The organism is Flavobacterium sp. (genome assembly GCF_027490375.1).
In the GTDB taxonomy this organism is placed as follows: Bacteria; Bacteroidota; Bacteroidia; order Flavobacteriales; family Flavobacteriaceae; genus Flavobacterium.
In genome coordinates this window covers 37487-60690 of the sequence record NZ_JAIXYH010000011.1, presented here as the reverse complement: position 1 = coordinate 60690, position 23204 = coordinate 37487, and the positions used below count along the sequence as shown (strand labels likewise).

The 23204-nt window shown below is 40.0% G+C and carries 20 protein-coding genes and 1 tRNA gene; 9 read left to right on the top strand and 12 right to left on the bottom strand.

What is annotated here, in order from left to right:
• Positions 1–510: 510 nt before the first annotated feature.
• Positions 511–1590 (bottom strand): M42 family metallopeptidase, encoded by a 1080-nt coding sequence (locus Q0064_RS01680; protein ID WP_298143327.1) that lies wholly within the window; start codon positions 1588–1590, stop codon positions 511–513.
• Between the two features lie 77 nt (positions 1591–1667).
• Here Q0064_RS01680 and Q0064_RS01675 point away from each other — a divergent pair, with 77 nt between their 5' ends.
• A complete protein-coding gene (locus Q0064_RS01675) occupies positions 1668–2342 on the top strand; it encodes a DUF4294 domain-containing protein (protein WP_298143325.1) in 675 nt (224 codons plus the stop codon).
• A 6-nt stretch (positions 2343–2348) separates the two neighbouring features.
• Positions 2349–3038, top strand: coding sequence for a TIGR02117 family protein (locus Q0064_RS01670; RefSeq protein WP_298143322.1), 690 nt, complete (start codon positions 2349–2351; stop codon positions 3036–3038).
• A 42-nt stretch (positions 3039–3080) separates the two neighbouring features.
• Here Q0064_RS01670 and Q0064_RS01665 read toward each other — a convergent pair whose 3' ends face one another.
• From Q0064_RS01665 to Q0064_RS01645, 5 genes are all read right to left on the bottom strand, one after another.
• Entirely contained in the window at positions 3081–3365 is a 285-nt protein-coding gene (locus Q0064_RS01665; RefSeq protein WP_298143318.1) for a hypothetical protein, read from the bottom strand.
• A gap of 613 nt (positions 3366–3978) precedes the next feature.
• Positions 3979–4052: transfer RNA gene (locus Q0064_RS01660), tRNA-His, on the bottom strand.
• A 64-nt stretch (positions 4053–4116) separates the two neighbouring features.
• Complete coding sequence (gene bshB1, locus Q0064_RS01655; protein WP_298143336.1) at positions 4117–4833, bottom strand: bacillithiol biosynthesis deacetylase BshB1; 717 nt, start codon at positions 4831–4833, stop codon at positions 4117–4119.
• Positions 4834–4887: 54 nt separating this feature from the next.
• The gene (locus Q0064_RS01650; protein WP_298143315.1) at positions 4888–5940 is read right to left on the bottom strand and encodes a chorismate-binding protein; all 1053 of its coding nucleotides are present in this window, start codon (positions 5938–5940) and stop codon (positions 4888–4890) included.
• A complete protein-coding gene (locus tag Q0064_RS01645) occupies positions 5937–6359 on the bottom strand; it encodes a hotdog fold thioesterase (protein ID WP_298143312.1) in 423 nt (140 codons plus the stop codon). Before Q0064_RS01645 ends, Q0064_RS01650 begins: the two co-directional genes overlap by 4 nt.
• Positions 6360–6467: 108 nt before the next feature.
• Between Q0064_RS01645 and Q0064_RS01640 the strand changes: the two genes are divergently transcribed.
• The gene (locus tag Q0064_RS01640; protein ID WP_298143309.1) at positions 6468–8051 is read left to right on the top strand and encodes a choice-of-anchor Q domain-containing protein; all 1584 of its coding nucleotides are present in this window, start codon (positions 6468–6470) and stop codon (positions 8049–8051) included.
• A gap of 18 nt (positions 8052–8069) precedes the next feature.
• Positions 8070–8711 carry a DUF1579 domain-containing protein gene (locus Q0064_RS01635; RefSeq protein WP_298143306.1) on the top strand — a complete coding sequence of 214 codons (642 nt, stop codon included), beginning with the start codon at positions 8070–8072 and terminating at the stop codon, positions 8709–8711.
• Between the two features lie 311 nt (positions 8712–9022).
• On the opposite strand, the gene Q0064_RS01630 is transcribed toward Q0064_RS01635, so the two are convergent.
• Together Q0064_RS01630 and Q0064_RS01625 are read right to left on the bottom strand one after the other, a co-directional pair.
• The gene (locus tag Q0064_RS01630) at positions 9023–10204 is read right to left on the bottom strand and encodes an AIR synthase related protein (protein ID WP_298143303.1); all 1182 of its coding nucleotides are present in this window, start codon (positions 10202–10204) and stop codon (positions 9023–9025) included.
• A 46-nt stretch (positions 10205–10250) separates the two neighbouring features.
• Positions 10251–11591, bottom strand: coding sequence for a PDZ domain-containing protein (locus Q0064_RS01625; RefSeq protein WP_298143301.1), 1341 nt, complete (start codon positions 11589–11591; stop codon positions 10251–10253).
• A 95-nt stretch (positions 11592–11686) separates the two neighbouring features.
• On the opposite strand from Q0064_RS01625, the gene Q0064_RS01620 reads away from it, so the two are divergent.
• Positions 11687–12880: a pyridoxal phosphate-dependent aminotransferase gene (locus tag Q0064_RS01620; RefSeq protein WP_298143298.1), complete on the top strand. Its 1194-nt coding sequence runs from the start codon at positions 11687–11689 to the stop codon at positions 12878–12880.
• Between the two features lie 11 nt (positions 12881–12891).
• Here Q0064_RS01620 and Q0064_RS01615 read toward each other — a convergent pair whose 3' ends face one another.
• The 3 genes from Q0064_RS01615 to Q0064_RS01605 all read right to left on the bottom strand — a co-directional run bounded on the left by Q0064_RS01615 (position 12892) and on the right by Q0064_RS01605 (position 15701).
• Positions 12892–14046 (bottom strand): alpha/beta hydrolase-fold protein, encoded by a 1155-nt coding sequence (locus Q0064_RS01615; protein ID WP_298143295.1) that lies wholly within the window; start codon positions 14044–14046, stop codon positions 12892–12894.
• A gap of 10 nt (positions 14047–14056) precedes the next feature.
• A complete protein-coding gene (locus Q0064_RS01610) occupies positions 14057–14986 on the bottom strand; it encodes an alpha/beta hydrolase (protein ID WP_298143292.1) in 930 nt (309 codons plus the stop codon).
• A gap of 112 nt (positions 14987–15098) precedes the next feature.
• A complete protein-coding gene (locus Q0064_RS01605; RefSeq protein WP_298143289.1) occupies positions 15099–15701 on the bottom strand; it encodes a nitroreductase family protein in 603 nt (200 codons plus the stop codon).
• A 105-nt stretch (positions 15702–15806) separates the two neighbouring features.
• On the opposite strand from Q0064_RS01605, the gene Q0064_RS01600 reads away from it, so the two are divergent.
• Positions 15807–16169, top strand: a complete 363-nt coding sequence (locus tag Q0064_RS01600; protein WP_298143286.1) for a helix-turn-helix domain-containing protein — start codon at positions 15807–15809, stop codon at positions 16167–16169.
• Here Q0064_RS01600 and Q0064_RS01595 read toward each other — a convergent pair.
• Positions 16157–16540, bottom strand: a complete 384-nt coding sequence (locus Q0064_RS01595; protein ID WP_298143283.1) for a VOC family protein — start codon at positions 16538–16540, stop codon at positions 16157–16159. The genes Q0064_RS01600 and Q0064_RS01595 overlap by 13 nt on opposite strands.
• A 150-nt stretch (positions 16541–16690) precedes the next feature.
• On the opposite strand from Q0064_RS01595, the gene Q0064_RS01590 reads away from it, so the two are divergent.
• The 3 genes from Q0064_RS01590 to Q0064_RS01580 all read left to right on the top strand — a co-directional run bounded on the left by Q0064_RS01590 (position 16691) and on the right by Q0064_RS01580 (position 23199).
• On the top strand, positions 16691–17089 hold the full coding sequence (locus tag Q0064_RS01590; RefSeq protein WP_298143281.1) for a DUF2809 domain-containing protein: 399 nt from the start codon (positions 16691–16693) through the stop codon (positions 17087–17089).
• 156 nt (positions 17090–17245) lie between these two features.
• Positions 17246–19990, top strand: coding sequence for a histidine kinase (locus tag Q0064_RS01585; protein ID WP_298143277.1), 2745 nt, complete (start codon positions 17246–17248; stop codon positions 19988–19990).
• Between the two features lie 242 nt (positions 19991–20232).
• Complete coding sequence (locus tag Q0064_RS01580) at positions 20233–23199, top strand: SusC/RagA family TonB-linked outer membrane protein (protein ID WP_298143274.1); 2967 nt, start codon at positions 20233–20235, stop codon at positions 23197–23199.
• Positions 23200–23204: the final 5 nt, after the last annotated feature.

The following is a 23204-nucleotide window of genomic DNA, read 5'->3' as shown; positions in this document are numbered from 1 at the left end:
GGCAAGAAAAAAGTAAAAAAAATTTAAACCCCCTTTTGCCGAAACGGACAACCAAAATAAAACATCTTACGCAACTGTGCAAGAAAATCATTTCTTATTTCTAATCGCCCACAAAAAAAACTCAGAACCTACGCCGCGCCTGTTCGGTTTAGCGGGTGCAAAAGTAGTGTTTCTAAAACCCCTTTTCCAAACTTTTTAGCAACTATTTTGAATTTATTTTTTAACTCGCTGATAAACAAAGGGGCAGAAAAGCACTTTTTTGGGCACAATCTTCCGCCCCAGGGACTGAAACGAAAAGCCGCGGCAGTTGAAAACCTGTGAAGGCCGCTGCGGCGCGGCGACCTTAGAAGCCCCGCCGCAGCGATGCCGAACGGTTTGAAACAAACGCGCTTGAAGTGAAAGGCCCGGTGCGCGCCAACCTAATCGCAAACTACAAAACGGCGCGCAGGGGCCCAAAAATGAAAAATCGGGAAACAAAACTGCCTCCCGATTTCTTAAAGAACTTAGCTCTTACTTGAAATACGAAAACTGTTCTTTCGATTCGATTCTTTGCAAAGACTCGAAAATGAGCTTCACAACATTCTCGACATCGTGTTTGTGCACCATCTCTACTGTTGTGTGCATGTATCGCAACGGCAAAGAAATAAGTGCCGACACCACTCCCCCATTGCTGTAAGCAAACGCATCGGTATCTGTCCCGGTAACGCGAGACGACGCCAAACGTTGAAAAGGAATTTCCTTATCCTGCGCCGCTTTTACAATAAGATCGCGCAGCTGATTTTGCACTGCAGGTGCGTACGTAATTACCGGACCGCGACCAATTTTCACATCGCCTTCAATTTTTTTATTGATCATTGGCGTGGTTGTGTCGTGGCACACATCGGTAACGATAGCAATATCTGGTTTAATTGTGTTGGTAATCATTTCTGCTCCGCGTAAGCCCACTTCTTCCTGCACGGCGTTCACTATATATAAAGAGTACGGAAGTTCAACTTGATTCTCTTTTAATAAGCGAGCCACTTCGGCAATCATCACACCACCCATTCGATTATCGATGGCACGGCAAACGTATTTGTTCTCGTTGAGCACCGTGAAAGTATCTGGATAGGTAATTACGCAACCCACATGAACGCCTTTCGCTTCAACCTCGGCTTTGGTTTCGCAACCTATATCGATAAACAAATTGTCGATTTTCGCCGCTTCTTCTTTGTCGCGATTTCGTGTGTGAATCGCCGGCCAACCAAAGACACCCTCTACGATTCCGTTGGCAGTATGAATATGTACGCGTTTGGACGGCGCAATTTGATGATCGCTACCGCCGTTTCGAATTACATAAATCAGACCATCGTCGGTTATGTAGTTCACGTACCACGAAATCTCGTCGGAATGCCCTTCAATAACCACTTTGAGCGATTTACCTGGATTCACGACGGCAACTGCGGTACCATAAATATCTGTAAAAATGTCATCTACATAAGGTCTGATGTAATCCATCCAAATTTTTTGACCTTCTGATTCGTAGCCTGTTGGCGACGGATTATTGAGATACTTCTCAATAAATAACTCTGACTTTTCGTTTAAAATTGACATAAATTTGTTTTAAGACCTGCGAATTTAAAAATTTGGCACTACACTTGCTTATCCGTTTTCAACCAATTAACTAAAACATGAGGTGGATTTTATTTTTCGTATTGCTACTATCGGGAACAACAGCGGTTTTTGCCCAGGAAGATCCGCGCGACGCCTACCTGAATACGCCGGATAGCTTGAACATTCCGATAGAGTTGGAAGAAGTTGTCATTAATCCGAACGAAGTAATAGTCGACGCTGAGGCGGTTAAAATATACAATCGTTTACAGCGACGTGTTTACAAAGTTTATCCGTACGCCAAAGCTACTTCGGCTACTTTAATTTCGCTGAATGAAGGCATGTCTAAAATGAAAACGGCTCGTGAGCGTAGAAAATACTTCAAGATTGTGGAAGATTACATGCAAAAGCAATTTGAACCGCAGTTAAAAAAATTGAGTCGTAAAGACGGGCAAATTCTTGTAAAACTCATTTACAGACAAACCGGACAAACTACATTCGACTTAATCAAAGAATACAAAAGCGGCTGGAAAGCTTTTTGGTCGAACAACACCGCGCGCATGTTCGACATTAATCTCAAAACCAAATACGCACCTTACGAAGTTAACGAAGACTATTTAATCGAAACAATCATTGTTCGTGGAGTGAAAGCAAAACGACTCGACCCACAAGAACCAAAAGTGGTTGTTAACTACGACGATTTATCGGCATATTGGATAAAGAAACTACGTGCCGAAAGAAAAAAGAAAACTTAAAGTGCCATGCGAAACAGTTTGCTTTTTAAAGTGTATCGCGGCATTCGTATTGTATTTTTAAGTTTGTTAACTTTCATCGGTTTTTATCTGCTTTTAGCTGCTACGATCGGTTATATTACCATTTCAGGCGATGAAATAACCGAACCCAAAACCATTGAAATCTATTTGCAAACAAACGGCGTACACAGTGAATTGGTTTTGCCAGTTAAAAATCAGCTGTTCGACTGGAACGGTTTTTTAGATAAAAATCTGATTCGTGCTAAAAACACCTACTATCCCTGGGTAGCCATTGGCTGGGGGAACCGCGAGTTCTATTTGGAAACGCCTACTTGGTCGGATTTAAAACTATCTACCGCAATCAAAGCGGCATCTGGATTTAACGAAACGGCGGTCCATGTGAACTACTATCAAAACAGAATAGAACACGAAACTTGCAAGAAAATAGTATTGAGCGATACGCAATACCGGCAGTTAGTTACTCATTATCTAGCTTGTTTTCAACAAAATGAATCTAAACCTATTGCTGTAAAAACAGGCATTCGCTACAACGACCGAGACGCCTTTTACGAATCGAATGGAAACTACAGTCTTTTTAAAACTTGTAATACGTTCACGAATCAGGCACTTGCAGCCGCGTCGGTTGAACACTGTTTGTGGACGCCTTTCGATTTCCACGTCATGCGGTTACAACCATAAAAAAACCGCCTCGTGGGCGGTCTTCCAACATAAATAAGATAACTAATTCAATAATTTCGTCGGGATTTTAACCGTTTTCGCAGGTTCGGCTACCGAAATATACTTAGGTAGTTGCGCCTCGGTAACTTGCATATCTTCGGCAATTTGCTCATCGATTGTTTTTTCTGCTCTCTTTAATTCGCTCAAATCCAAATCGGCTTCTCCAGAATTTTCAATTCGAATAGAATCGGAAACTCCGTTTAAATACGCGTTCGAAGTTGTGCTAGCGTTTGCAGTAAAAACGGTACTTGCAAATAAAACTGCTGAAAGGATGTTAATTGTTTTCATGATGATTGATTTAATTGATGATTTATATGAGTAAGACGACGCAGCTTCTTGTTTGTTACCGTTTTAACAATTTTTTATGCACATTGCGGTTTTTCATTGCAGAAAATCGGTCGAACTGGCAATTTGACTAAGAATTTTCTTTCTAATTTGGGGGTGCCGGCGCTGTGGTGGCTTCGCCGCGTTGTTGTGGCGCCGTCGCGTGCTACACTATATCTATTAGGCGAAAACAACCGATGGAAATATGGGTATCGCCTAATAGGATGCCGTTGCGCCCGCTCACCCGGGAAAGGAGTGGTATGATTTTAAGATGGGAGTATTAAGATTGGAGTATTAAGATTGGAGTATTAAGATTGGAGTATTAAGATTGAAGTATTAAGATTGAAGTATTAAGATTGAAGTATTGAGATTGAAGTATTAAGTACTAAGTATTAAGATTGGAGTATTAAAACAGAAGGAGTTTTGAAAGATGTGCTACATTCAGTACAAACAGCGAAACGCAAACTAAACTTCTTAAATCTATTTCATAGCTATTAAAACTCAAGCAAATCGATTTTTCAGAAAGTAAATAAAACAAAAAAAGGTCTTCGAACAATCGAAAACCTTTTGGATTTTGGGTGGCTGATGGGGCTCGAACCCACGACCCTCGGCACCACAAACCGATGCTCTGACCAACTGAGCTACAACCACCGTTTTAATCGGCTGCAAAGATAAAACAAAAATTTGCTTTTAAACAACTGCCGTTTTAAAAAAATTACTTTAAATCGGTCAATAAATTCGTAAGCGGGTAACGTTCAACGGTAAAGCCTTCTGCAAATTCAACATTTGTGAGTCGGCCCAGATTCCGCGCACGGAAATCTAAGTTCTCTAAAAAGTTCTGTGTAGCAATGGGTGTTACCGGTTCTTTGCTATTTGGATCGAAGAATTGCGTGCGATACGCTAAAATTGCTTCCTTCCTAATTTGCTCATATCCAGTAATATCTACAACTACCTGCGGCGTGATATCATTCCACTGAATGTAGTGATAAACCACTTCCGGACGATGCGCAGCTTGAAAACTACCGTCGACTTCCGTTTCAATGCGCCGCAATCCCGAAAGAAAACAAGCATCCGAAACCAAACTACTGCCTTTTCCATGATCAATATGACGATCGGAAATGGCATTACAAATTACGATTCGCGGCTTGTACTTACGAATTACTTTAATGACCTCAAGCTGATGCGCTTCATCGTTGACAAAAAAACCATCTCGAAATCTCAAGTTCTCACGTACTTGAACACCAAGAATTTTTGCGGCTGCTGCGGCTTCTGCGTCACGTATTTCCGCACTTCCTCGGGTACCAAGTTCCCCACGGGTTAAATCTACAATTCCCACTTTTTTTCCATGAGCTATTTCTTTCGCTAACGTGCCCGCGCAGCCCAATTCAACATCGTCTGGATGCGCACCAAAAGCTAAAATATCGAGTTGTATATCGTTCATATTATATAAATTAGGTGTCATTCAGCGTATAAGTATCTCGCTAAATCAACTATTATTGGCAACTAAAATACGTTTAATCGTTTTGAATTTTTGTTCGGTTTCTTCAAACTCGGCTGGCGGATTGCTGTCGGCCACAATACCACAACCCGCGTAAAGAGTTGTTTGTTTATCACGATAATTCATACAGCGTAAATTTACGTACAAGCGCGCATTAATCTTGTTTGGCTGTACGCCATTTACAACACCAACAACTCCTGTATAAAACGACCGATCGTACTTTTCGATTTCTGAAATCGCTTGAAAAGCCTTTTGTTGCGGTAGTCCACACACAGCTGGTGTCGGATGCAAAGCCGCAATTAACTGATTTAGCGTTGCATGTTCCAGCAACCTACCACTAATTATGGTTTGCAAATGAATTAAGTTTCCTGCTTGTATTTCAGTTCTGTCGGAAACTCGAACACGATAAACCAAATCGGCAAGCTTCGACGAAATAAACTGAGTAACTAACTCCTGTTCTCTAAACTCTTTATCTAAAAAAGGCTGGTACTTTGTCGCGAATCGGGTTCCGGCGAGCGACATAGAAGTAGCAATTCCGTCGGAAACTTCACAAAACAATTCGGGCGACGCTCCCATCCAAAAACCAATTTCCGCAGTGTAAAACAAGTAGCAAAACGCAGCGGGATAGGTCAAACACATGTGAATGTACGAGTCAATGAGGTTTAAATCAATTTCCGTACTTACTTTCCGCGAAAGCACTATTTTACTTAGTCTTCCTTCTGAAATTCGCTTTATTCCTTGCTCTACTTGCGTTTCAAATACCGAACGATCTTCGGAAGTAAACGCGATGTCAGCAGCGGAAAAAATAGCAGATTCCAATTCAAATTTTCGCACCAAACCGGAATCGTACAGATACACCGAATTCGAATCCGGAGCAAATCGTTGGAAATAAAAAGCTGCCTTTTCGTCTGAAAAACGATCGTTCTCTTTCAAATTTGAAACGAATGAAATGCTGCTTTCCTTCGGATAACGCCAAAATGCAAAATTCTCTTTAGTGGCTATTGCTTCCTGAAAACAATCGATTAACGGCTGGTTGATCATCGTTTGGGAAGTATCATATTGGTGAGTTTACAGAGCGAAATGAGTCGGTTTTTCTCGTCGGTAATTCGAATCTCCCACAGATGTACGCTTTTTCCTTGGTGTACGATACGAGCCGTTCCCGTAACAACACCTTCGCGAATGCTTCGAACGTGATTTGCCGATATTTCGATACCGCGTACTTCTTGTTTATCCGGATTTACTAAAATCAGCGATGCTGCGCTGCCCACACTTTCTGCCAAGGCAACCATAGCTCCGCCGTGCAAAAGTCCTATGGGCTGATGTACACGAGAATTAACCGGCATCGTTGCCGTTAAAAAATCCGGACCGGCATCAGTGTACACAATATCTAATGTTCTCATCAAAGTTTTTTCCGAAATCTTGTTACACATTTCCAGAAAATACTGTTTATCGAATTCCATACAACGAAAAATTTTCGGCAAAAATACAATTACTTTCGCGGTTGTGCGTTGGAGATTGAGTACTAAACAAATGATAAAAATCTTACTTTTACTTAAATTTTTGAATTGATGCGTAAATCGTTATTCGCCTGTTTCGTTGTATTTACCCTACTTTTTTTGTCTTGTAGAACCGATTTTGACTTTGTAGCTAAAACCGGAACACTAGGTTTTTCAAAAGATACCGTTTACCTCGACACGGTATTCAGCAGCATCAGTACCAGTACCTACACGCTAAAAGTTTATAACCGCAGCAATGAAAACATACTAATTCCACAACTAAAGCTAGCGAAAGAAAATGCCAGCAAATACCGCATTATGGTGGATGGTATGACTGGAATCGACAGCGATAACAGCGGCATTGGCGACGGCAAAGTTTTTGAAAATGTAGAACTGCTCGCAAAGGATTCGATGTTTATTTTCATAGAAGCTACTGCCGATATCAACGACGCCAATCCGGCCGACTTCCTGTATACCGACGAGATTTTATTCGGGACACCCAATAATTATCAAAAAGTAAATTTGGTAACGCTCATTCAGGATGCGTACTTTATTTATCCAAATCGTGAGAATGGTATTGTTGAAGGTGTAGATTTTGGCTTCGACACCGACGGAAATGTCACGCAGGTTCAAGGACGAAATTTATCCGAAAATCACCCGATTAACGGAAACGAATTGGTGATGACCAACGAAAAACCTTACGTTATTTATGGTTATGCCTCGGTTCCCGAAGGAAAAACACTTACAATAAACCCGGGTGCTCGTTTGCATTTTCACGCACAAAGCGGCATGATTGTTCAAGCAAATGCAACGTTGAAAATCAATGGTGCCTTATCCAATACCGAAGCTCTGGAAAATGAAGTTATTTTCGAAGGCGATCGTCTGGAACCTTTTTACAGCGATATTGCGGGTCAGTGGGGGTTCATTTACTTCCGAGATAACTCCAAAGATCACGAAATCAATCACCTGACCTTAAAAAATGCCATCGTCGGATTTTTGGTACAAAACAACGCCGGAACACCGATGAAAATTCGCAATTCGCAATTTTACAACTGCTCAAACGTGGGCTTACTAGCACGATTTGCCAATATTGAAGCGGAAAATTCGGTTTGGAACAATGCCGGACAGGCTTCAGTTGCCCTCACTTTTGGCGGTTCGTACGATTTCAAACACTGCACCATAAACAATAATTTTCCCGAATCATCGCAAGCTGCACTTATCGTCAACAATTATTTTGAAGATAATGCGGGCACCGAAACGGCTTTCGATTTGAGTAAGTGCGATTTCACCAATTGCATCATTTATGGCTCTGGTGGAAAAAACATTCAACTTGATAAATCTGATTTGAAACTGTTCAATTACAGTTTCACCAATAATTTAGTTCGCATTTCAGACGGCGATCCGTACTACAACAACGTACTTTTTGATGTGCTTCGCAACCAAGAAAACGGAAATATCAAAAACAGACAGCCCGGCTTTTTCAATCTGCGAAACAATCAAATGAACATCGACGAAACATCTCCGGCAGTAAACGCAGGTACGCCAACGACTTTAGGGCAAATTACAACCGATATTTTAGGTCGCCCGCGTCCAACTCCGCCTGCTACAAATCCCGATATCGGCGCGTATCAGAATGCGCCTTTTCCCGAAGATTAACCAAAAACCACGATCGATATGAAAAAACTATTTTTATGCAGCAGCTTGCTTCTTTTAGCGCTCACAGCTTGTAAGAAAGACGACAAAGCGCCCACTGATGCAACCGAAAAATCAGCGGAAAACACGGCTGAAAAGGTAGAAATTCCGAAAGATTCGGCTGCCGTTGCCAAAATTTGGATGGATTACGGTACACCTGGCGAGCCACACAAACGTTTAGCTGCCGACGTTGGGAAATGGAACGAAGAGTGTAAATTTTATTCAAAACCTGGCGCAGAACCAACGGTCATGAAAATGACGGTAGATATCAGTATGATTCACGGTGGCAGATATCAATATGCCAAACACAACGGTTCGTACTTTGGCATGCCGTTCGAAGGTACTGCAACTACCGGCTACGACAATGCATCGGGCAAGTACTTTTCGATTTGGACCGACAATATGGGAACCGGAATAACCTACGTAACAGGAACTTACGACGAGGCATCCAAAACCTACAACTATGCAGGCGAAATGAGCGATCCGTTAACTAAATCAATGAAAAAAATTCGCGAAACCGTTGAATTAGTAAACGCCGATAAGCAAGTTTTTACCAGCTACGACACCGACGAAAACGGAAAAGAATATAAGGCTATGGAAATTACCATGACCCGCGCGAAATAATTTACAAGAATATAAATTTTAAGATACGTCGATTTTTACCGGCGTATTTTTTTGGCAACTGTCCGCCGCAACAAATCGTTATCCCAGAAAAATGTACAGCGGCGGCCACCGCGCTTTTCAAGTCAAGGTGCAACCGCAACAGCACGCACTGCTCGCGTTTTGGTAGCTTCCGTTGGTCGCTCCAAAAACGCTGCATTGCTAGTGCTTTTGCGACTGCACGCTTGCTTTTTCAATCGCTGTCGCGAAATGAAAGTACCAGAAATGAGTTCTAGTTTTTGCAATCTAGAAACTTCGAAAATACATCCAATGGTCTATTCGTAAACAAACGTCCCGTATTGGCTACGAATTGTTAGTTTTTTCGCCTCGGAAGCCTCTACTCTACCGACAATTTGTGCATCGACATCAAATGATTTTGAAATAGCAATAATCTCGGCTGCTACTTCTTCGTTGCAATACAATTCCATACGATGTCCGCAGTTAAACACCTTGTACATTTCTTCCCACGGCGTTTTAGATTCCTCTTGAATCATTTTAAAAAGCGGAGGTACTGGAAAAAGATTGTCTTTTATTATGTGTAAATGCTCTACAAAGTGCAGTACTTTAGTTTGGGCGCCGCCGCTGCAATGCACCATTCCGTTGATGGCTTTACGTCCGATTTTCTCGAAAATTGCTTTAATAATGGGTGCGTAGGTTCGTGTTGGTGAAAGCACAAGTTTTCCTACGGTGGTGTTAAGTTCGTCGATTTTGTTTGTTAGCTTTTGTGAACCGCTGTAAACGAGGTTTTCGGGTACTTCGGGATCAAAGGTTTCTGGATATTTTAAACCAATTTCCTTCGAAAATACGTCGTGACGTGCCGAGGTTAGTCCATTCGATCCCATTCCACCGTTATAGGATTGTTCGTAACTGGCTTCTCCAAAGCTTGCGAGACCTACAATAACGTTTCCTGCTGCAATGTTTCCGTTATCAATAACAGCTGTTTTTTTGATTCGTGCCGTTACGGTTGAATCTACGATTATGGTTCGAACTAAATCGCCCACATCGGCAGTTTCGCCTCCTGTACTATGAAGGGTTACGCCGTGTTGTTGCAAATTTTGAATAAGTTCTTCGGTGCCGTTTATGATCGCGGCAATTACTTCACCACCAATTTTATTCTTATTCCGACCTATAGTTGACGACAACAATATGTTATCTGTAACGCCCACGCACAGTAAATCGTCGAGATTCATGACAATAGCATCTTGGGCAATATCTTTCCAAACACTTATGTCATTGGTTTCTTTGTAATATGCGTAAGCCAAAGCCGATTTAGTTCCGGCGCCATCGGCGTGCATAACGATACAATATTCGGGATCTTGCGTAAGGTAATCGGGAACTATTTTACAAAAAGCTTTCGGAAACAAGCCTTTATCGACATTTTTTATAGCTTGATGTACATCTTCTTTGTCGGCAGATACGCCTCTTTGAACGTATCGAGATCCGCTAGGTGAATTCATTGTGTTGTTGTTTCGCGCAAAAATAAGTCATAATTTAAAAATAGACTTAGTCGAGGATGTTTTTAAGTTGAAATCGAAATTTTTTAAGCTCACCAGAGCGATCGACTTCCAAAACAATCATTTCTTCCTTTTCTGATTTAAAGAAATTAGCTACTTGCAGTAACGACATAGTGCCGACAGTTTGCTCGTTTATCGAAATGATAACATCGCCAATTTGGATTCCAGCCTTAGCTGCGGGAGCATCCGGACTTAAGGCAGCAACTTCATACGCGGGTTTAAAAGCATATTGAAAATTGACCTCGACATTTTTTTCACCGAAAGTCACCGTAAGTGCTGCTCCGCTTGGCTTTTCCTTGTTGGGAAGTTTATACAATCGAACACCGGCTTGTTGTAGATAAATTCCGCTTTTGTTGTATTCGAAGGGATCGGAGAATTTCGAATTAGCTTTCAAATACATAGCCGCATTTTGGTAATCAAAAATGATGTTAAAACGCTTAAGAATGTCGCCGCCTATAGACCCCGATCGGTTGGTAACCATTTTAACATTTACAAGAGATTCTTTATCTGGAAACGCTGTTACAGGTTTTTTAAATTCAAAATTATTGATTTTCAAAAGTTCAATTTTTGATCGCTTACCTTTTACAACACCACTAAAACCGTATCCTAGGATATCTTCAAAACGCTTTTCAGGAATTTCATTGATATCATTGGTTCCTTGAAAAAGCCATAATGCAGAACTATTTCCGGTATCAACCAACAACTTTACAGAATCACAAACGCGGTTTTGTACAACTCTCGCCTGAGTAAATACATAGGGTTTCGACCTTTCTATCAAAATTGGGACTTTTGTAAACTTCTTCACCAAATTTGTAATTGAACGGTGTTCTGAATGATATACGGTAATCTTTCTCCTTTGATAATTTATTTCTACGATATGATTTTTGAAAAAATTATATCCTAAAATTCCGTTCACTGGAATTCCCAGAGATGCAGAAAATCGCAAATCCGCTTGCAGTATTACATATAACAAATGATCGCTTGACCATAATTTTCCTACTTCCAAGATATTCCCTTGCGCTTTTAATCCATCTATCGGCTCCTCTGCGCCAAGCCCTTTCAATTTAACCGTTTCCACATCCTTAAGATAAAGCTCTTGATTGCTCTCCAAACCCACAAGTAAAGTCTCTTCCACGCCTGTATCTAAAAGAAAATTTAAAAGAACTCCATTCACTTTAACTTCTATGATAATCAAATTATTAACAAGCTTGAACGGGATACTGGTTTTCTTTGAATTATCTTTGAAAGTAAAATCCGACTGCGCACTACCATTAACAGAGAAGAGAAAGAAAGCAACAAGAAGCGTTGAATTTCGGCAAAAGTGCAACATTCGTTAATTTTTACATTAAAGATACAATAGAAAGCTAAAAGTTGGCAGTTGTAGCGGAATTATTGCAAATTTGCAATTCAAATTTTTATATCACTATGCCAACAATTTCAGCGAAAGGTTTGTCTATGCCTGAGTCACCAATTCGAAAATTGGTACCGTATTCCGAAAAAGCTAAAAAAGCAGGAACCAAAGTGTTTCATTTGAATATTGGTCAGCCTGATATAAAAACGCCCGAAGTTGCATTAAATGCGGTAAGAAATTTTGATTTTGAAATTTTAGAATACAGCCACTCTGCTGGTTTTGAATCGTATCGCAATAAACTCGCTGCCTATTACCGAACCCACGGATTGCCTGTAGAAACAGCCGATATACTTATCACAACAGGAGGTTCGGAAGCGCTGCTTTTTGCAATGGGTGTAACGATGGACGCTGGTGATGAAATCATTATTCCTGAACCTTTCTATGCGAATTACAACGGCTTTTCAACGGCCAGTGGCGTTAAAGTAGTTCCGATTATTTCAGGAATTGAAACCGGATTTGCCTTACCTCCTATTGCCGATTTCGAAAAACGAATCACTTCAAAAACCAAAGCCATTTTAATCTGTAATCCTGGGAATCCAACCGGTTATTTGTATTCAAAAGAAGAACTCCTTCAATTGGCAGAGATCGTCAAGAAATACGATTTGTTTCTGATTGCCGACGAAGTATATCGCGAATTTATCTACGACGATCAACCTCATTTATCCGTATTAAACATCGCAGGAATTGAACAAAACGCCATCATGATCGACTCGGTTTCAAAGCGATACAGCATGTGTGGTGCGCGAATCGGATGTATTGTTTCTAAAAACAAAGAGGTAATGCAAACTGCCATGAAATATGCACAAGCTCGTTTGAGTCCGCCGACGTTTGCACAAATTGCCAGCGAAGCCGCTTTAGACACACCACAATCGTACTTCGATGACGTTGTTGCAGAATACAAAGAACGACGCGACACTTTAGTAGAAGAACTGAGTAAAATAGCTGGCGTTCAAGTAGCTAAACCGCGAGGTGCTTTTTATTGCATCGCAAAGTTACCCGTTGCCGACGCCGATCACTTCGCGCAATGGCTTTTAGAATCGTATTCGTACAACGGTGCTACTGTAATGGTGGCTCCAGCTGCCGGATTTTACAGTACACCTAATGTTGGCAAAGACGAAGTACGTATTGCTTACGTTTTGAAAAAAGCAGATTTAATTCAGGCAGTTGAAATTCTTAAAAACGCACTCGAAGCATATCCGGGAAAATAAAACAATAAAGTTTAATCATTGGCAAACGCTATCGCTTTAAAACGGTAGCGTTTTTCGTTTGAAGGAAGTAAACAAACGTTACCCGAAACGCCTTCTAAAGTAGCTTCGCTTTCCCAGGAGCCTTGCGTAATCTTAAAAATAAATGGCGATTGTACCTTGAGTTTGACGCTTCGTTCTTTATCAGACAACCGATTCATTTTTACTGCAGCAGGATTCCAATTTCCAACCGCTTTTTGATTGCCCGTAATGTATAACTCTGCTTTCGGATTCGAAACTTCTACCACCACTTCCACTTCTACGAAAGTGTCGGACAACTGTGCTTGCTGCCGATCATAAACCTGCGTAAAATAAGTAGAAAGAGCTGCGGTTAAGGCCGGTAAAGCCGAACTAAAATGATTGCTTTCAGGAAACTTAGCCGACTTTACGTAAAAATTCTCCTTTCCCTGAAGCGATTCAAAAAGCACAAAGCTCTCATCAATGGCTGGCTTCCATTCTGGAAAGGAAACGGCTTCGTTAGCGAAACTCAAATAAAAATATTTGTAGGGCTTAATTGTCGAAAAATCAAATTGTTTTAGTTCGCGAATTAAGCGATTGGCATCGTAAGCTAAATTAGGCGACATCAACACGTAGTTATCGAAAGTGTCGGGATTTTTCAAAAACGAATACACCAGAAAAGACGCGCCCAACGAGTGTCCGATGGCACTACGACGACTTAAAACACGGTAGTTTTCTTGCATATACGAAAACACTTCTTGGGTGACAAACTGGAAGAACTTATCGGCATTTCCGCAGTATTTTCCATAAGCTTGACGCGCTTCATCAGTTTGCATTTCCGGTAAAAAATCGTTTCTTCTTGAATAATCTAGCGCTTCGTTATACGGCGAGGTTATTCCGACGACAATATATTGTTTATCAGCTCTCGACAAAAAGCTAATCATGGAATGTGTGAGATCGAAAAATTCACGCGTATGCGCGTCAAAAACGTAAACTACCTCGTACTGTGTCAGATAATTTTCTTTGTACGATTGTGGAGTATAAATTAAAATTTCTCGATTTTGCTGCAGCGCTTTTGAAGCTAACATCACGTGTTTAACCTCGGCCAATTCCTGTGCAAAAGAACCAAAAATGGAGAAAAAAACAAGAACTATAGCAGTATTCACTTTCATAACGCCTAAGTTATTTAAACCAATTTTCTAGAGCAGTAATAAACTTCGAACGTTGATCAATAAAAACGTTATGTGAGCAGGAATCCCAATACAGCAGCTGCTCCGAACCAAGCAATTGTTGCAGTTGCGCAACTTGTTCGGCACTGTACAAACCGTCGTCTTTACCATAGATTCCTTTTACGGCAACGCCCGATTTCAGCAAATTCTCAATTGTTGAACTGAGATTCAAAGAAGTATACTTTTCCTGTTTCCAAAAACCTCGAGGCGCTTCGTAAGTCATTTTAGACGCGTATTTCTTCAGCGTCGCATCCGTTCCAAAAAGAGAATACAATTGCTTTGCTTCGCTAGTTGGCTGCTTAGGCGAATAAAAATTGTTTTGCATAGCATGATAAAAACAATACGAACTGTATTCAATACCAGTGTTATCCATACCTTCTAAAGCATTAATATACTGCAAATTAACATTATCATTTTTCGCTTGATAAATACTTTTACAGCTCTTAATGATTGTTTTAAAAGTTTCTTGCAACGAAACCGGAGCACCCAGTAAAACAATGTTCTTTACTTGCTGCGGATTGCGTGCAGCAAAAAGCGTTGCAACAATGCCTCCAAAACTGTGTCCGAGAAGTGTGGGTTGCTTTACCTGATATTTTTCGATGATCGCAGATAAATCAGAAAAAGTTTCTTCGAAAGTAAATGAAGCCGGCACGTTGGAACTTCGCCCCTCGCCTCGACGATCGTAAACTACAACAAAAAAGCCGCTTTGCGCAAGGGCTTCGGCAGTAATTACCTCAAAATTTGCCGAATTATAGCCCGGTCCTCCGTGAAGAAAAACCACCGCCGGATCTGTTTGTTTGCCAAAAGATTTGGAATAAAGTTCTTGGGAAAACGACAAAAAAGGGAACAAAATCAGATAAAAGCAATGAATATATTTTTGCATGCTGCTTTTTCAAGCAAGATACAAAATTGATTTATTTCCTATAAAAGCAAAAAAACCGAGCACTTATATAATACCCGGTTTTAGTCAATAAAAACAATCTTTAATAAAAAACTTACACTGTGGTTACTATTTTGTCGGTGGCCACGCGCGACTTTGGTTTTACGCTCGGCTGATTACTATCGTCTTCGGATCTAAAACCCAAAGCAACCGCAACTAAGGCATGGTACTTGTCATGTCCCAAAATCTGGTTATACTTTTCAGATTCAATACCTTCCATCGGTGTTGCATCAATAGCAAGTTGCGAACAAGCACTTAGTAAAACACCCAAAGCCAAATACACCTGCTTGTCGAACCACGCTTTTATTTCAGCTTCTGGCAAAGGCTTAATCATGTTGTTGTAATACGCTACGGCACCTTCAGGCAAATTTTCCTGTATTTGCTTTTCAAAAAAACTGATGTCGTTAATTCTGCTAAAAACCACTACTGTATCCGAATCCAAAACTTTCTTATCGTTAAACAACGAAGCGGCCGCCAGCTGTTGTTTTGTGCTTTCGTCGGAAACAAAAGTGAAATGCCAAGGCTGACTATTTATTGAAGACGGACTTAAGCGCACAGCTTGTTTCAATTCATCCAAAATAGCTGGATTTATCTTTCGCGAAGAATCGTATTTCTTAGTTGTGTATCTTTTTTGAAAATGCTCGATAAATGAACTCATCTTTTTATTATTTTTGAACTATAAATTTTATAGCAACAAAATTAAGTATAGTAGAAATAATACACAAGTACGGTCTAAAAGTATAGTATTAAAAAAAAGAGTATTATGTTGACATTCAACAATAAAGAATATCCGTGTTGTACAAGTATTACGATGGACATCATTGGCGGAAAGTGGAAAAGCGTAATTCTATTCCACTTAAAATCGGGAACGCTTCGTTACAATGAACTTCGCAGTAGCATGCCACAAATAACCGAGCGCACTTTGAGTTTACAGTTAAAAGATTTGGAAGCCGATGGTATTGTAAAGCGAACAGTGTACACGACAAAACCTCCGTTACGTGTTGAGTACTCGTTAACCGATTTCGGGAAGACCTTATTACCGTTACTTGACGCGATTGCAAGTTGGGGCGATTTCGCGGTACGTTCCCAGAAAAACAGCAATTCTCCTGCTACTTACGATTCGTAAAATTCAATCGGAAGTTTATCGGGATCACTTATAAACGTGAATTTCTTTCCCGTATACGGATCTATTCGAACCGGTTCAGCACTTACGTGGAAACGCGAAAGGTGCTCCATGACGACTTTTATATCGGCAACTTCGAAAGCCAAATGCCGCAATCCGCATGCTTCTGGGAACGATTTTCGTTGGGGCGGATTGGGAAAGGAAAATAACTCCAAAACGTATTGTCCGTTTAATGCCAAATCCAACTTATACGAATGGCGTTCCCTGCGGTAAACTTCTTGAATAACCTCTAAGCCTAGTATTTCGGTATAAAATTTCTTAGAAATCGCATAATCGGAACAAATTACTGCAACGTGATGAATTGATTTTAACATGAACTGTTATTTACTTATAAAACATTTGTGAGTACTCGAGAACAAACACTTTCCTACAAAGAACCGACAGCTGAATTCCAATTGCAAGTTTTCTTTTAAATAAGTTACATCCTAAGATAAGATTTGAAATTATTACGAGTTATGTTAGTTATGAAAAACGTTCGATTTAACAAAAACTACTTCGCTTGGGCAGTCTTGCTTTTTTTTGTAGAAGTTGTAATTGCCTTATTTGTACACGATAAATTTATAAGACCATATGTAGGTGATGTACTTGTGGTTATACTGATTTATTGCGCCTTGAAATCGGTTTTTGCTGTTTCGAAATTGAAAACTGCCGTCGGCGTTTTGCTATTTGCCTTTGCTGTTGAAACAACGCAATATCTTGGATTAATTTTTTCATTGGGCTGGGAACATTCGGCTTTAGCTAGAGCAATACTAGGAACCTCGTTTGCTTGGGAAGACATTTGGGCCTATATCATCGGATTTCTAATTATTGTCTTTGCAGAAAAGTATCTGAATGCTGAACATCAAAATTCCGAAAGCAGCTAAAAAAATTTTTTCATTCCGAAAGAAGCTTAATTCATATAAATAAATCATTTTCAATTATTTAAACAGAATTCTTTAAACATGTAATGATGTAAAACGGCGCGAAGTTTACAATTACAGCGTGAATTCATTTACATTTACTCGTTAAAATATTTGAGATTGAAACGATTGTTGTTTTTGATTTTGAGCGCTTTTTGTCCACTTTTTATGTCTGGGCAAGAATTACTGCCGTTTGTCGAGAACTTTACCAAATCTGAGTATTTCGGTGATAATCAGGTTTGGAGCATATCGCAAGGCGCCGATTATTCGATGTATTTCGCCAACAATAACTATTTGTTGCGATACGATGGTGCCGTTTGGCAGAAAAAACGTTTGCCGAATAAAACAATTATTCGATCGGTATTTGCCGTTGAAAATCGCTTGTATTGCGGCTCGTATAACGAATTTGGATATTGGTTTTACGAGAAAGGACAGTTAACGTACACTTCGCTTTCAGCAGGGAAAAACTTATTTAAAGGAAATACCCTCAATGAAGAAATCTGGAAAATCTTCTCACACGAGGGCAAAATCTATTTTCAGTCGTTTAACTCCATTTTCATCTACGACGGTAAGCTAATAAAGGCTGTAAAACTTCCGTTCCAAATTTCTTATTGTTTCATCGTTGGCAGCGAAATCTGGTTTGCCTCAACCAATAAAGGCATTTATCGCTATGTAAATGGTACGTTTGAAAATCTGCAACTCGGCACTATTCTAAACAACAATATTGTACATCATGCCGCTAATAATCAGGGAACCGATTTCATTTTTACACTAAAAAATGGCGTCTATTGTCATAAGGAAGGAACTACAAAACCTTGGAATCATTCTTTAAACCAGCGATTTAAACGCGAACTAATACTTTGTGCCAAATTTCTCTCAAATAATCGCCTAGCGGTTGGAACGGCCTCTAACGGACTGTACATCATTGATTTGAACGATGGAAGCTATAAAAATATTTCGCGTGAAAACGGACTTTGCAACAACTCGGTACTTCAAATTCAAACCGATTTAGAAGGCGATTTATGGTTGGGATTAGACAATGGAATTTCGCATATTGAAATTAATTCAAATTTTCAGTTTTTCACAGATGTATCCGGAAAGTTAGGATCTGTTTATGCCTTGAACAAGAATAACGACGAAGTGTTAATTGGTTCAAACCACGGACTTTTCTCCTACAAACAAAAAAAACTCGAGCTAATTCCAAATTCACAGGGACAGGTTTGGTCTATTGAACCTTTTGGATCGGCATTTGCTATTGGCCACAACGACGGTACGTTTCGCTACGAACAAAATCGAATTAAGCGCGTAAATACAGTAACCGGTGGTTGGAAATTCTTGCCGGATGTGTATCAACCTTTGATATTTCAATCGCACTATGCGGGAATTATCGCGTACCAATCGCCCTTAAATTTGGAGAAGTTCCTAGTTATAAATGGACTTACCAAACCTATTAAAAACTTGGTGCAAAGTAAACCAGGACAGTTGTGGGCTGCCGACGCATACCGCGGTATTTATCGCATTGATTACGAATACGATAAGTTAAAATTCACAATTACTGACATCAGTAAACTACAAAACTTTAAAAACGATTTCAGTGTTAAGCTGCTTTCTTTCCGCGAAAGCGTTTACGTAAAAATTGCTGATAAATGGTATACTCCCAACAAAAAAACAAATCTGCTAAACTACGATTCCAAATTTACAGCTGCGTTTAGTGGAGTTACTGAATTGGCAGCCGCTGGTAAAGAATCGCTTTTAGCAGTAAAAAACACACAATTGTATTTGGTACGTTTGGTTAACGATTTATTTGTTTGGGATTTAATTCCTGAAAAATACTATCGCGGGCGTTTAATTAACCAAGACACCAAGATTTTTACGCTCGGATCTAAATATGCCGTAAATCTCGACGACGGTTTTTTAGAATTTACCGAACAAAAAAATACACGACTGCTTGATAAAATTCGAATAGAAGCTTTTCAGCAAAACAAATTCTTAGACGCCGAATCGATTGTTGGTTATAAAAAGCCTGTGGAATTACGAATCATACATAAGTATTTTGGGCAGAATACCGCAGAAATTTATTACAGACGAAACGGCGATAAAATAAAATCGGTCTCATATAATAACAGGCTTATTTTAAACAACTTAGAAAGCGGAAAGCAACAAATTGAATTTTTTAATATTCAAAATAATAACTTAACTCGTATCGCAACTTTCGAGTTTGAAGTAGCCCGACCTTGGTTTCTATCTGGATTAATGCTCTTTTTTTATGCCTGTGCATTAACACTGTTGTTGTTTCTGTATTACAAATGGAATCAATTTCGCTATAAACAACGACTGGCTATTAAAGAAGAAGAAATTAAACATCAGAGCGAACTGCGAACCTTAGAGCTTGAAGCTCAGAATGCTTTGCGAATTCAAGAGTACGAAAAGCACATTTTGGAAATGCAGATTCAAGCAAAAGCCAGTGAAGTCGCTTCAAAATCACTTGCTATCGCTAAACACAGTGAAATTATTGAAGCTGTTTCGGCTGCAGTCGAAGAAGAACCTGATGTTGCGAAACTCAAAACTAAAATTAAGAAAGCGATTAAAAATCACAGCATTACTCAAAAAGAGTGGGAAAACTTCGAACAAAACCTCTTGCAGAGTCATGCTGAATTCGTTAAGAAAATTACAGAGAACTATCCCATCTTAACTTCAAAAGATATAAAACTAGCGATTTACTTGAAAATGAACTTATCGTCTAAAGAAATTGCTCCGCTTATGAATATCACTTATCGCGGTGTCGAAATTCATCGCTATCGACTTCGCAAAAAATTAGCTCTTGATGCTGAAGTTAGCTTGAACAGATTTATGAATACGCTATAAAATCGTTCCTAAAATTACATAGATAACAATTTTTTTGCCAAGATTTTACATCTACTTAACACATCACTACTACATCACTGCCTCTATTTTACACATAAATTTATTATATTTAAAGTAATGATTTTTATATCTTTAAGTTTCTTTAAATAAAGTTTTAGTTGCAATAAACAACTTCCTGCATACCACAACTACAACGATTTAGTTGCTACATTCGCAATCAAATCTTTCCAATGAAGTTTGGTATGAAAAAACTAATACTCTTTTTATTCATTTTCTCTGGCTTTCAATTTGTAGTTGGACAGTCGATTTCTGGACAAGTGCTCGACGAAAATGGTTTGCCGCTTCCCGGTGCAACGGTAACAAATACAGTTAGCCAGGTAATTGTTGCTGCTGATCTTGACGGAAATTTTAGCATAACAGCAGCCGACAACGATAAGCTAAGTTTTACTTTCGTAGGATACAAAACCAGTACACAAGCGGCAAAGAACGGCATGAAAGTAAGCATGCAACTTTCTAGTACCGAGTTAGAGCAAGTAGTTGTCGTTGGATTTGGTACGAAAAAAGCGGGTGCGATCACGGGTTCTGTTGCTCAGATAAAAGCTAGCGAAATCACCAAAACACCTGCACAATCTGCTATTCAGGCCATACAAGGAAAAGCAGCGGGCGTAAACATCGTAACGAACGACGAACCTGGAGCAAACCCTACTGTAATCATCCGTGGCTTAGGAACTGTTTTAGGAGGTAGAACGCCTTTATATATCATTGACGGTTTAGAAGCGACGTCACTTAACGGTATCGCTCCCGGAGATATTGAAAATATTGATATCCTGAAAGATGCGTCGTCCCTGGCAATCTACGGACAGAAAGGAGCAAACGGAATTATCGTTGTTAACACCAAGAAAGCAAAGAAAAACAAGCTTCAAGTGAGCTACGACGGCTTTGTTGGTCGGAAATTCATTCAGCGAGAGGTTGAGATGGCAGATGCCTATCGCTACGTGTATTACAACAATACTGCGCTGGGATCGTCGACCTATTTCAACTTTGATCAACCGTACAATACAAATTGGCTTGACGAGATAACCGATACCGGCGAGACGACTTCGCACCAACTTTCCATTTCAGGCGGAAGCGAAAACGTTAACATGCAATTTACCGCAACGAATTACAAAGAAAAAGGAATTCTAAATGGCACTCAATTCGAAAGAACAAATTTAAGTTCGAGAAATCAATTTAAAATTCTCGACGGAAAAGTTACCATAAAGCAAAACTTAAATTTAGCAATCACCAACAATAGTCCAAAACCACTGAGCGCTTTTACCAATGCGTATAAGCAAGCGCCCATTGTACCAGTTCGTTTCGAAAACGGACGTTGGGGTGTACCGTTACGAGATCCAGCAACGGGTCAGGTGGCAATTAATGGCTCAGATCGTTTTAACAATGTTGGGAATCCAGCTGCACAGTTGTTTTATTACAACGAACAAAATAAAAATTTAGCCGTTTTCGGAAATATATCAGCCGAACTTCAAATTACAAAAGACATCAAATTTACCTCCAATTTTGGTTCGACATTTAACTGGGCAAAAGGCTTTACGTACACGCCATCGCGCGACATTTGGCTGTCGGAAAACCCAACACAAGAAATTGCCGATTATCCAGCAAGTAACCCGATTAATACGCTGCAACAACGTCGGTATGACGATTACAATTGGAACTGGGACAACTTCATAAGTTATTCAAAAACAATAGACAAGCACACTATAAATGCTACTATTGGTATGAACCGTAGTACAACAAACAACGCGGAGAGTTTATCAGCTACACGTTGGAATGTTCCCGAACAATCAAACTATTGGTCGCTCGATTTGTCCGATTACAACACAGAGCAACCACCTGGACAAGTTGTGCAAAACCGCGTGGAAACTCCCGTAGTTTCTTTAGCATATTTTGCTCGTGCGGATTACGAATTCGATAACAAATACTTGTTCTCTGCAACAGTCCGTCGGGAAGGAAACAGCCGCTTTCAGGAGTCAAACCGTTGGGGTGTATTTCCAGCAGTTTCCGCCGGTTGGGTACTGTCTAACGAAGCGTTCTTCAAGCAAAATAAGATTCTTCAATACATAAAAATTAGAGGTGGATATGGCGAAGTTGGTAATGCAAATGCACTCACAGCCTTAAATATCCCGCTTTTTGCCGCAAACTACAACTACAGCTTTGGCCCAGATGCAAATATCTTCCCAGGAAATGTTCAGCCTTATCAAATCGACCCTAATTTAACATGGGAGACCATGTCGGAAATCGACTTTGGTTTCGACTTTAGAATGTTTGAAAACCGCTTATCGGGAACTGTTGACTTCTACCGTCGCCAAAATGAAAATGTACTTTTACCTGTTACATTACCTTCAGTAATCTCACCAGATCGCGTAACACTAAATACGGGAACTGTCCTAAATCAAGGTGCTGAAATTTCGCTGAAATGGGACGGAAAATTTAACGACGAATTCAGCTACACCGTTTCAGGAAATTTATCTCTCAATAAAAACGAGCTTCAAAAAGTCAACAATTCATTCTTCAGTGATTTGATTGGTGGTTCGATTGATAACGGACAATGGACTAAGCAAGTGCTTGTTGGTGAACCTTTGGGAAGCTTTTATGTTTTCGATGTTACCGGCTTTAACGGCGATGGCGAATTTACGTACTCCGACGAACGCGTGGCTGCAGGTTCCTACATTCCTACACATACCTACGCACTCAGCTTTGCCCTGAACTACAAAAACTTCGACTTTAGCGTGGATACTTATGGCGTTGGAGGTAACAAATTATATAACGGAAAGAAAGCGCAGCGCTTCGGTGGAGAAAATGTGGAATCGGCGGTACTGGATGATTTCTGGTTGCCAGGCGATCCGAATGCAACAAATCCTCGCCCATTCAACAATGTGCCTAGATCTTCTACCTACTACATCGAAGATGGAGCGTTCTTCCGAATTAACAACATAACGCTCGGATACACCTTCCCAAAATTCTTTGAAAAAGTTAGTCGCGTACGTGTGTATGCCACTGCGGTGAATCCATTTGTCTTCACAAAATTCACCGGGTATTCGCCAGAACTTGTCGGAAATAATGGTGGAGATCCGCTCGGAACTGCTGGTATTGAGTTAAATGCCTACCCTACTAACCGAACATTTGCTATTGGCTTAAACGTAAGTTTATAATTAAT

What these genes read in the sequence shown, in the direction of transcription:
- Q0064_RS01595 (WP_298143283.1), bottom strand. Translation starts at nt 16,540, where the DNA reads ATGTTAAAATCAATTCATCACGTTGCAGTAATTTGTTCCGATTATGCG.
- Q0064_RS01680 (WP_298143327.1), bottom strand. Translation starts at nt 1,590, where the DNA reads ATGTCAATTTTAAACGAAAAGTCAGAGTTATTTATTGAGAAGTATCTC.
- Q0064_RS01590 (WP_298143281.1), top strand. Translation starts at nt 16,691, where the DNA reads ATGAAAAACGTTCGATTTAACAAAAACTACTTCGCTTGGGCAGTCTTG.
- Q0064_RS01640 (WP_298143309.1), top strand. Translation starts at nt 6,468, where the DNA reads ATGCGTAAATCGTTATTCGCCTGTTTCGTTGTATTTACCCTACTTTTT.
- Q0064_RS01650 (WP_298143315.1), bottom strand. Translation starts at nt 5,940, where the DNA reads ATGATCAACCAGCCGTTAATCGATTGTTTTCAGGAAGCAATAGCCACT.
- Q0064_RS01625 (WP_298143301.1), bottom strand. Translation starts at nt 11,591, where the DNA reads ATGTTGCACTTTTGCCGAAATTCAACGCTTCTTGTTGCTTTCTTTCTC.
- Q0064_RS01670 (WP_298143322.1), top strand. Translation starts at nt 2,349, where the DNA reads ATGCGAAACAGTTTGCTTTTTAAAGTGTATCGCGGCATTCGTATTGTA.
- Q0064_RS01600 (WP_298143286.1), top strand. Translation starts at nt 15,807, where the DNA reads ATGTTGACATTCAACAATAAAGAATATCCGTGTTGTACAAGTATTACG.
- Q0064_RS01630 (WP_298143303.1), bottom strand. Translation starts at nt 10,204, where the DNA reads ATGAATTCACCTAGCGGATCTCGATACGTTCAAAGAGGCGTATCTGCC.
- Q0064_RS01675 (WP_298143325.1), top strand. Translation starts at nt 1,668, where the DNA reads ATGAGGTGGATTTTATTTTTCGTATTGCTACTATCGGGAACAACAGCG.
- Q0064_RS01610 (WP_298143292.1), bottom strand. Translation starts at nt 14,986, where the DNA reads ATGCAAAAATATATTCATTGCTTTTATCTGATTTTGTTCCCTTTTTTG.
- Q0064_RS01580 (WP_298143274.1), top strand. Translation starts at nt 20,233, where the DNA reads ATGAAAAAACTAATACTCTTTTTATTCATTTTCTCTGGCTTTCAATTT.
- Q0064_RS01605 (WP_298143289.1), bottom strand. Translation starts at nt 15,701, where the DNA reads ATGAGTTCATTTATCGAGCATTTTCAAAAAAGATACACAACTAAGAAA.
- Q0064_RS01615 (WP_298143295.1), bottom strand. Translation starts at nt 14,046, where the DNA reads ATGAAAGTGAATACTGCTATAGTTCTTGTTTTTTTCTCCATTTTTGGT.
- Q0064_RS01620 (WP_298143298.1), top strand. Translation starts at nt 11,687, where the DNA reads ATGCCAACAATTTCAGCGAAAGGTTTGTCTATGCCTGAGTCACCAATT.
- Q0064_RS01645 (WP_298143312.1), bottom strand. Translation starts at nt 6,359, where the DNA reads ATGGAATTCGATAAACAGTATTTTCTGGAAATGTGTAACAAGATTTCG.
- Q0064_RS01665 (WP_298143318.1), bottom strand. Translation starts at nt 3,365, where the DNA reads ATGAAAACAATTAACATCCTTTCAGCAGTTTTATTTGCAAGTACCGTT.
- Q0064_RS01635 (WP_298143306.1), top strand. Translation starts at nt 8,070, where the DNA reads ATGAAAAAACTATTTTTATGCAGCAGCTTGCTTCTTTTAGCGCTCACA.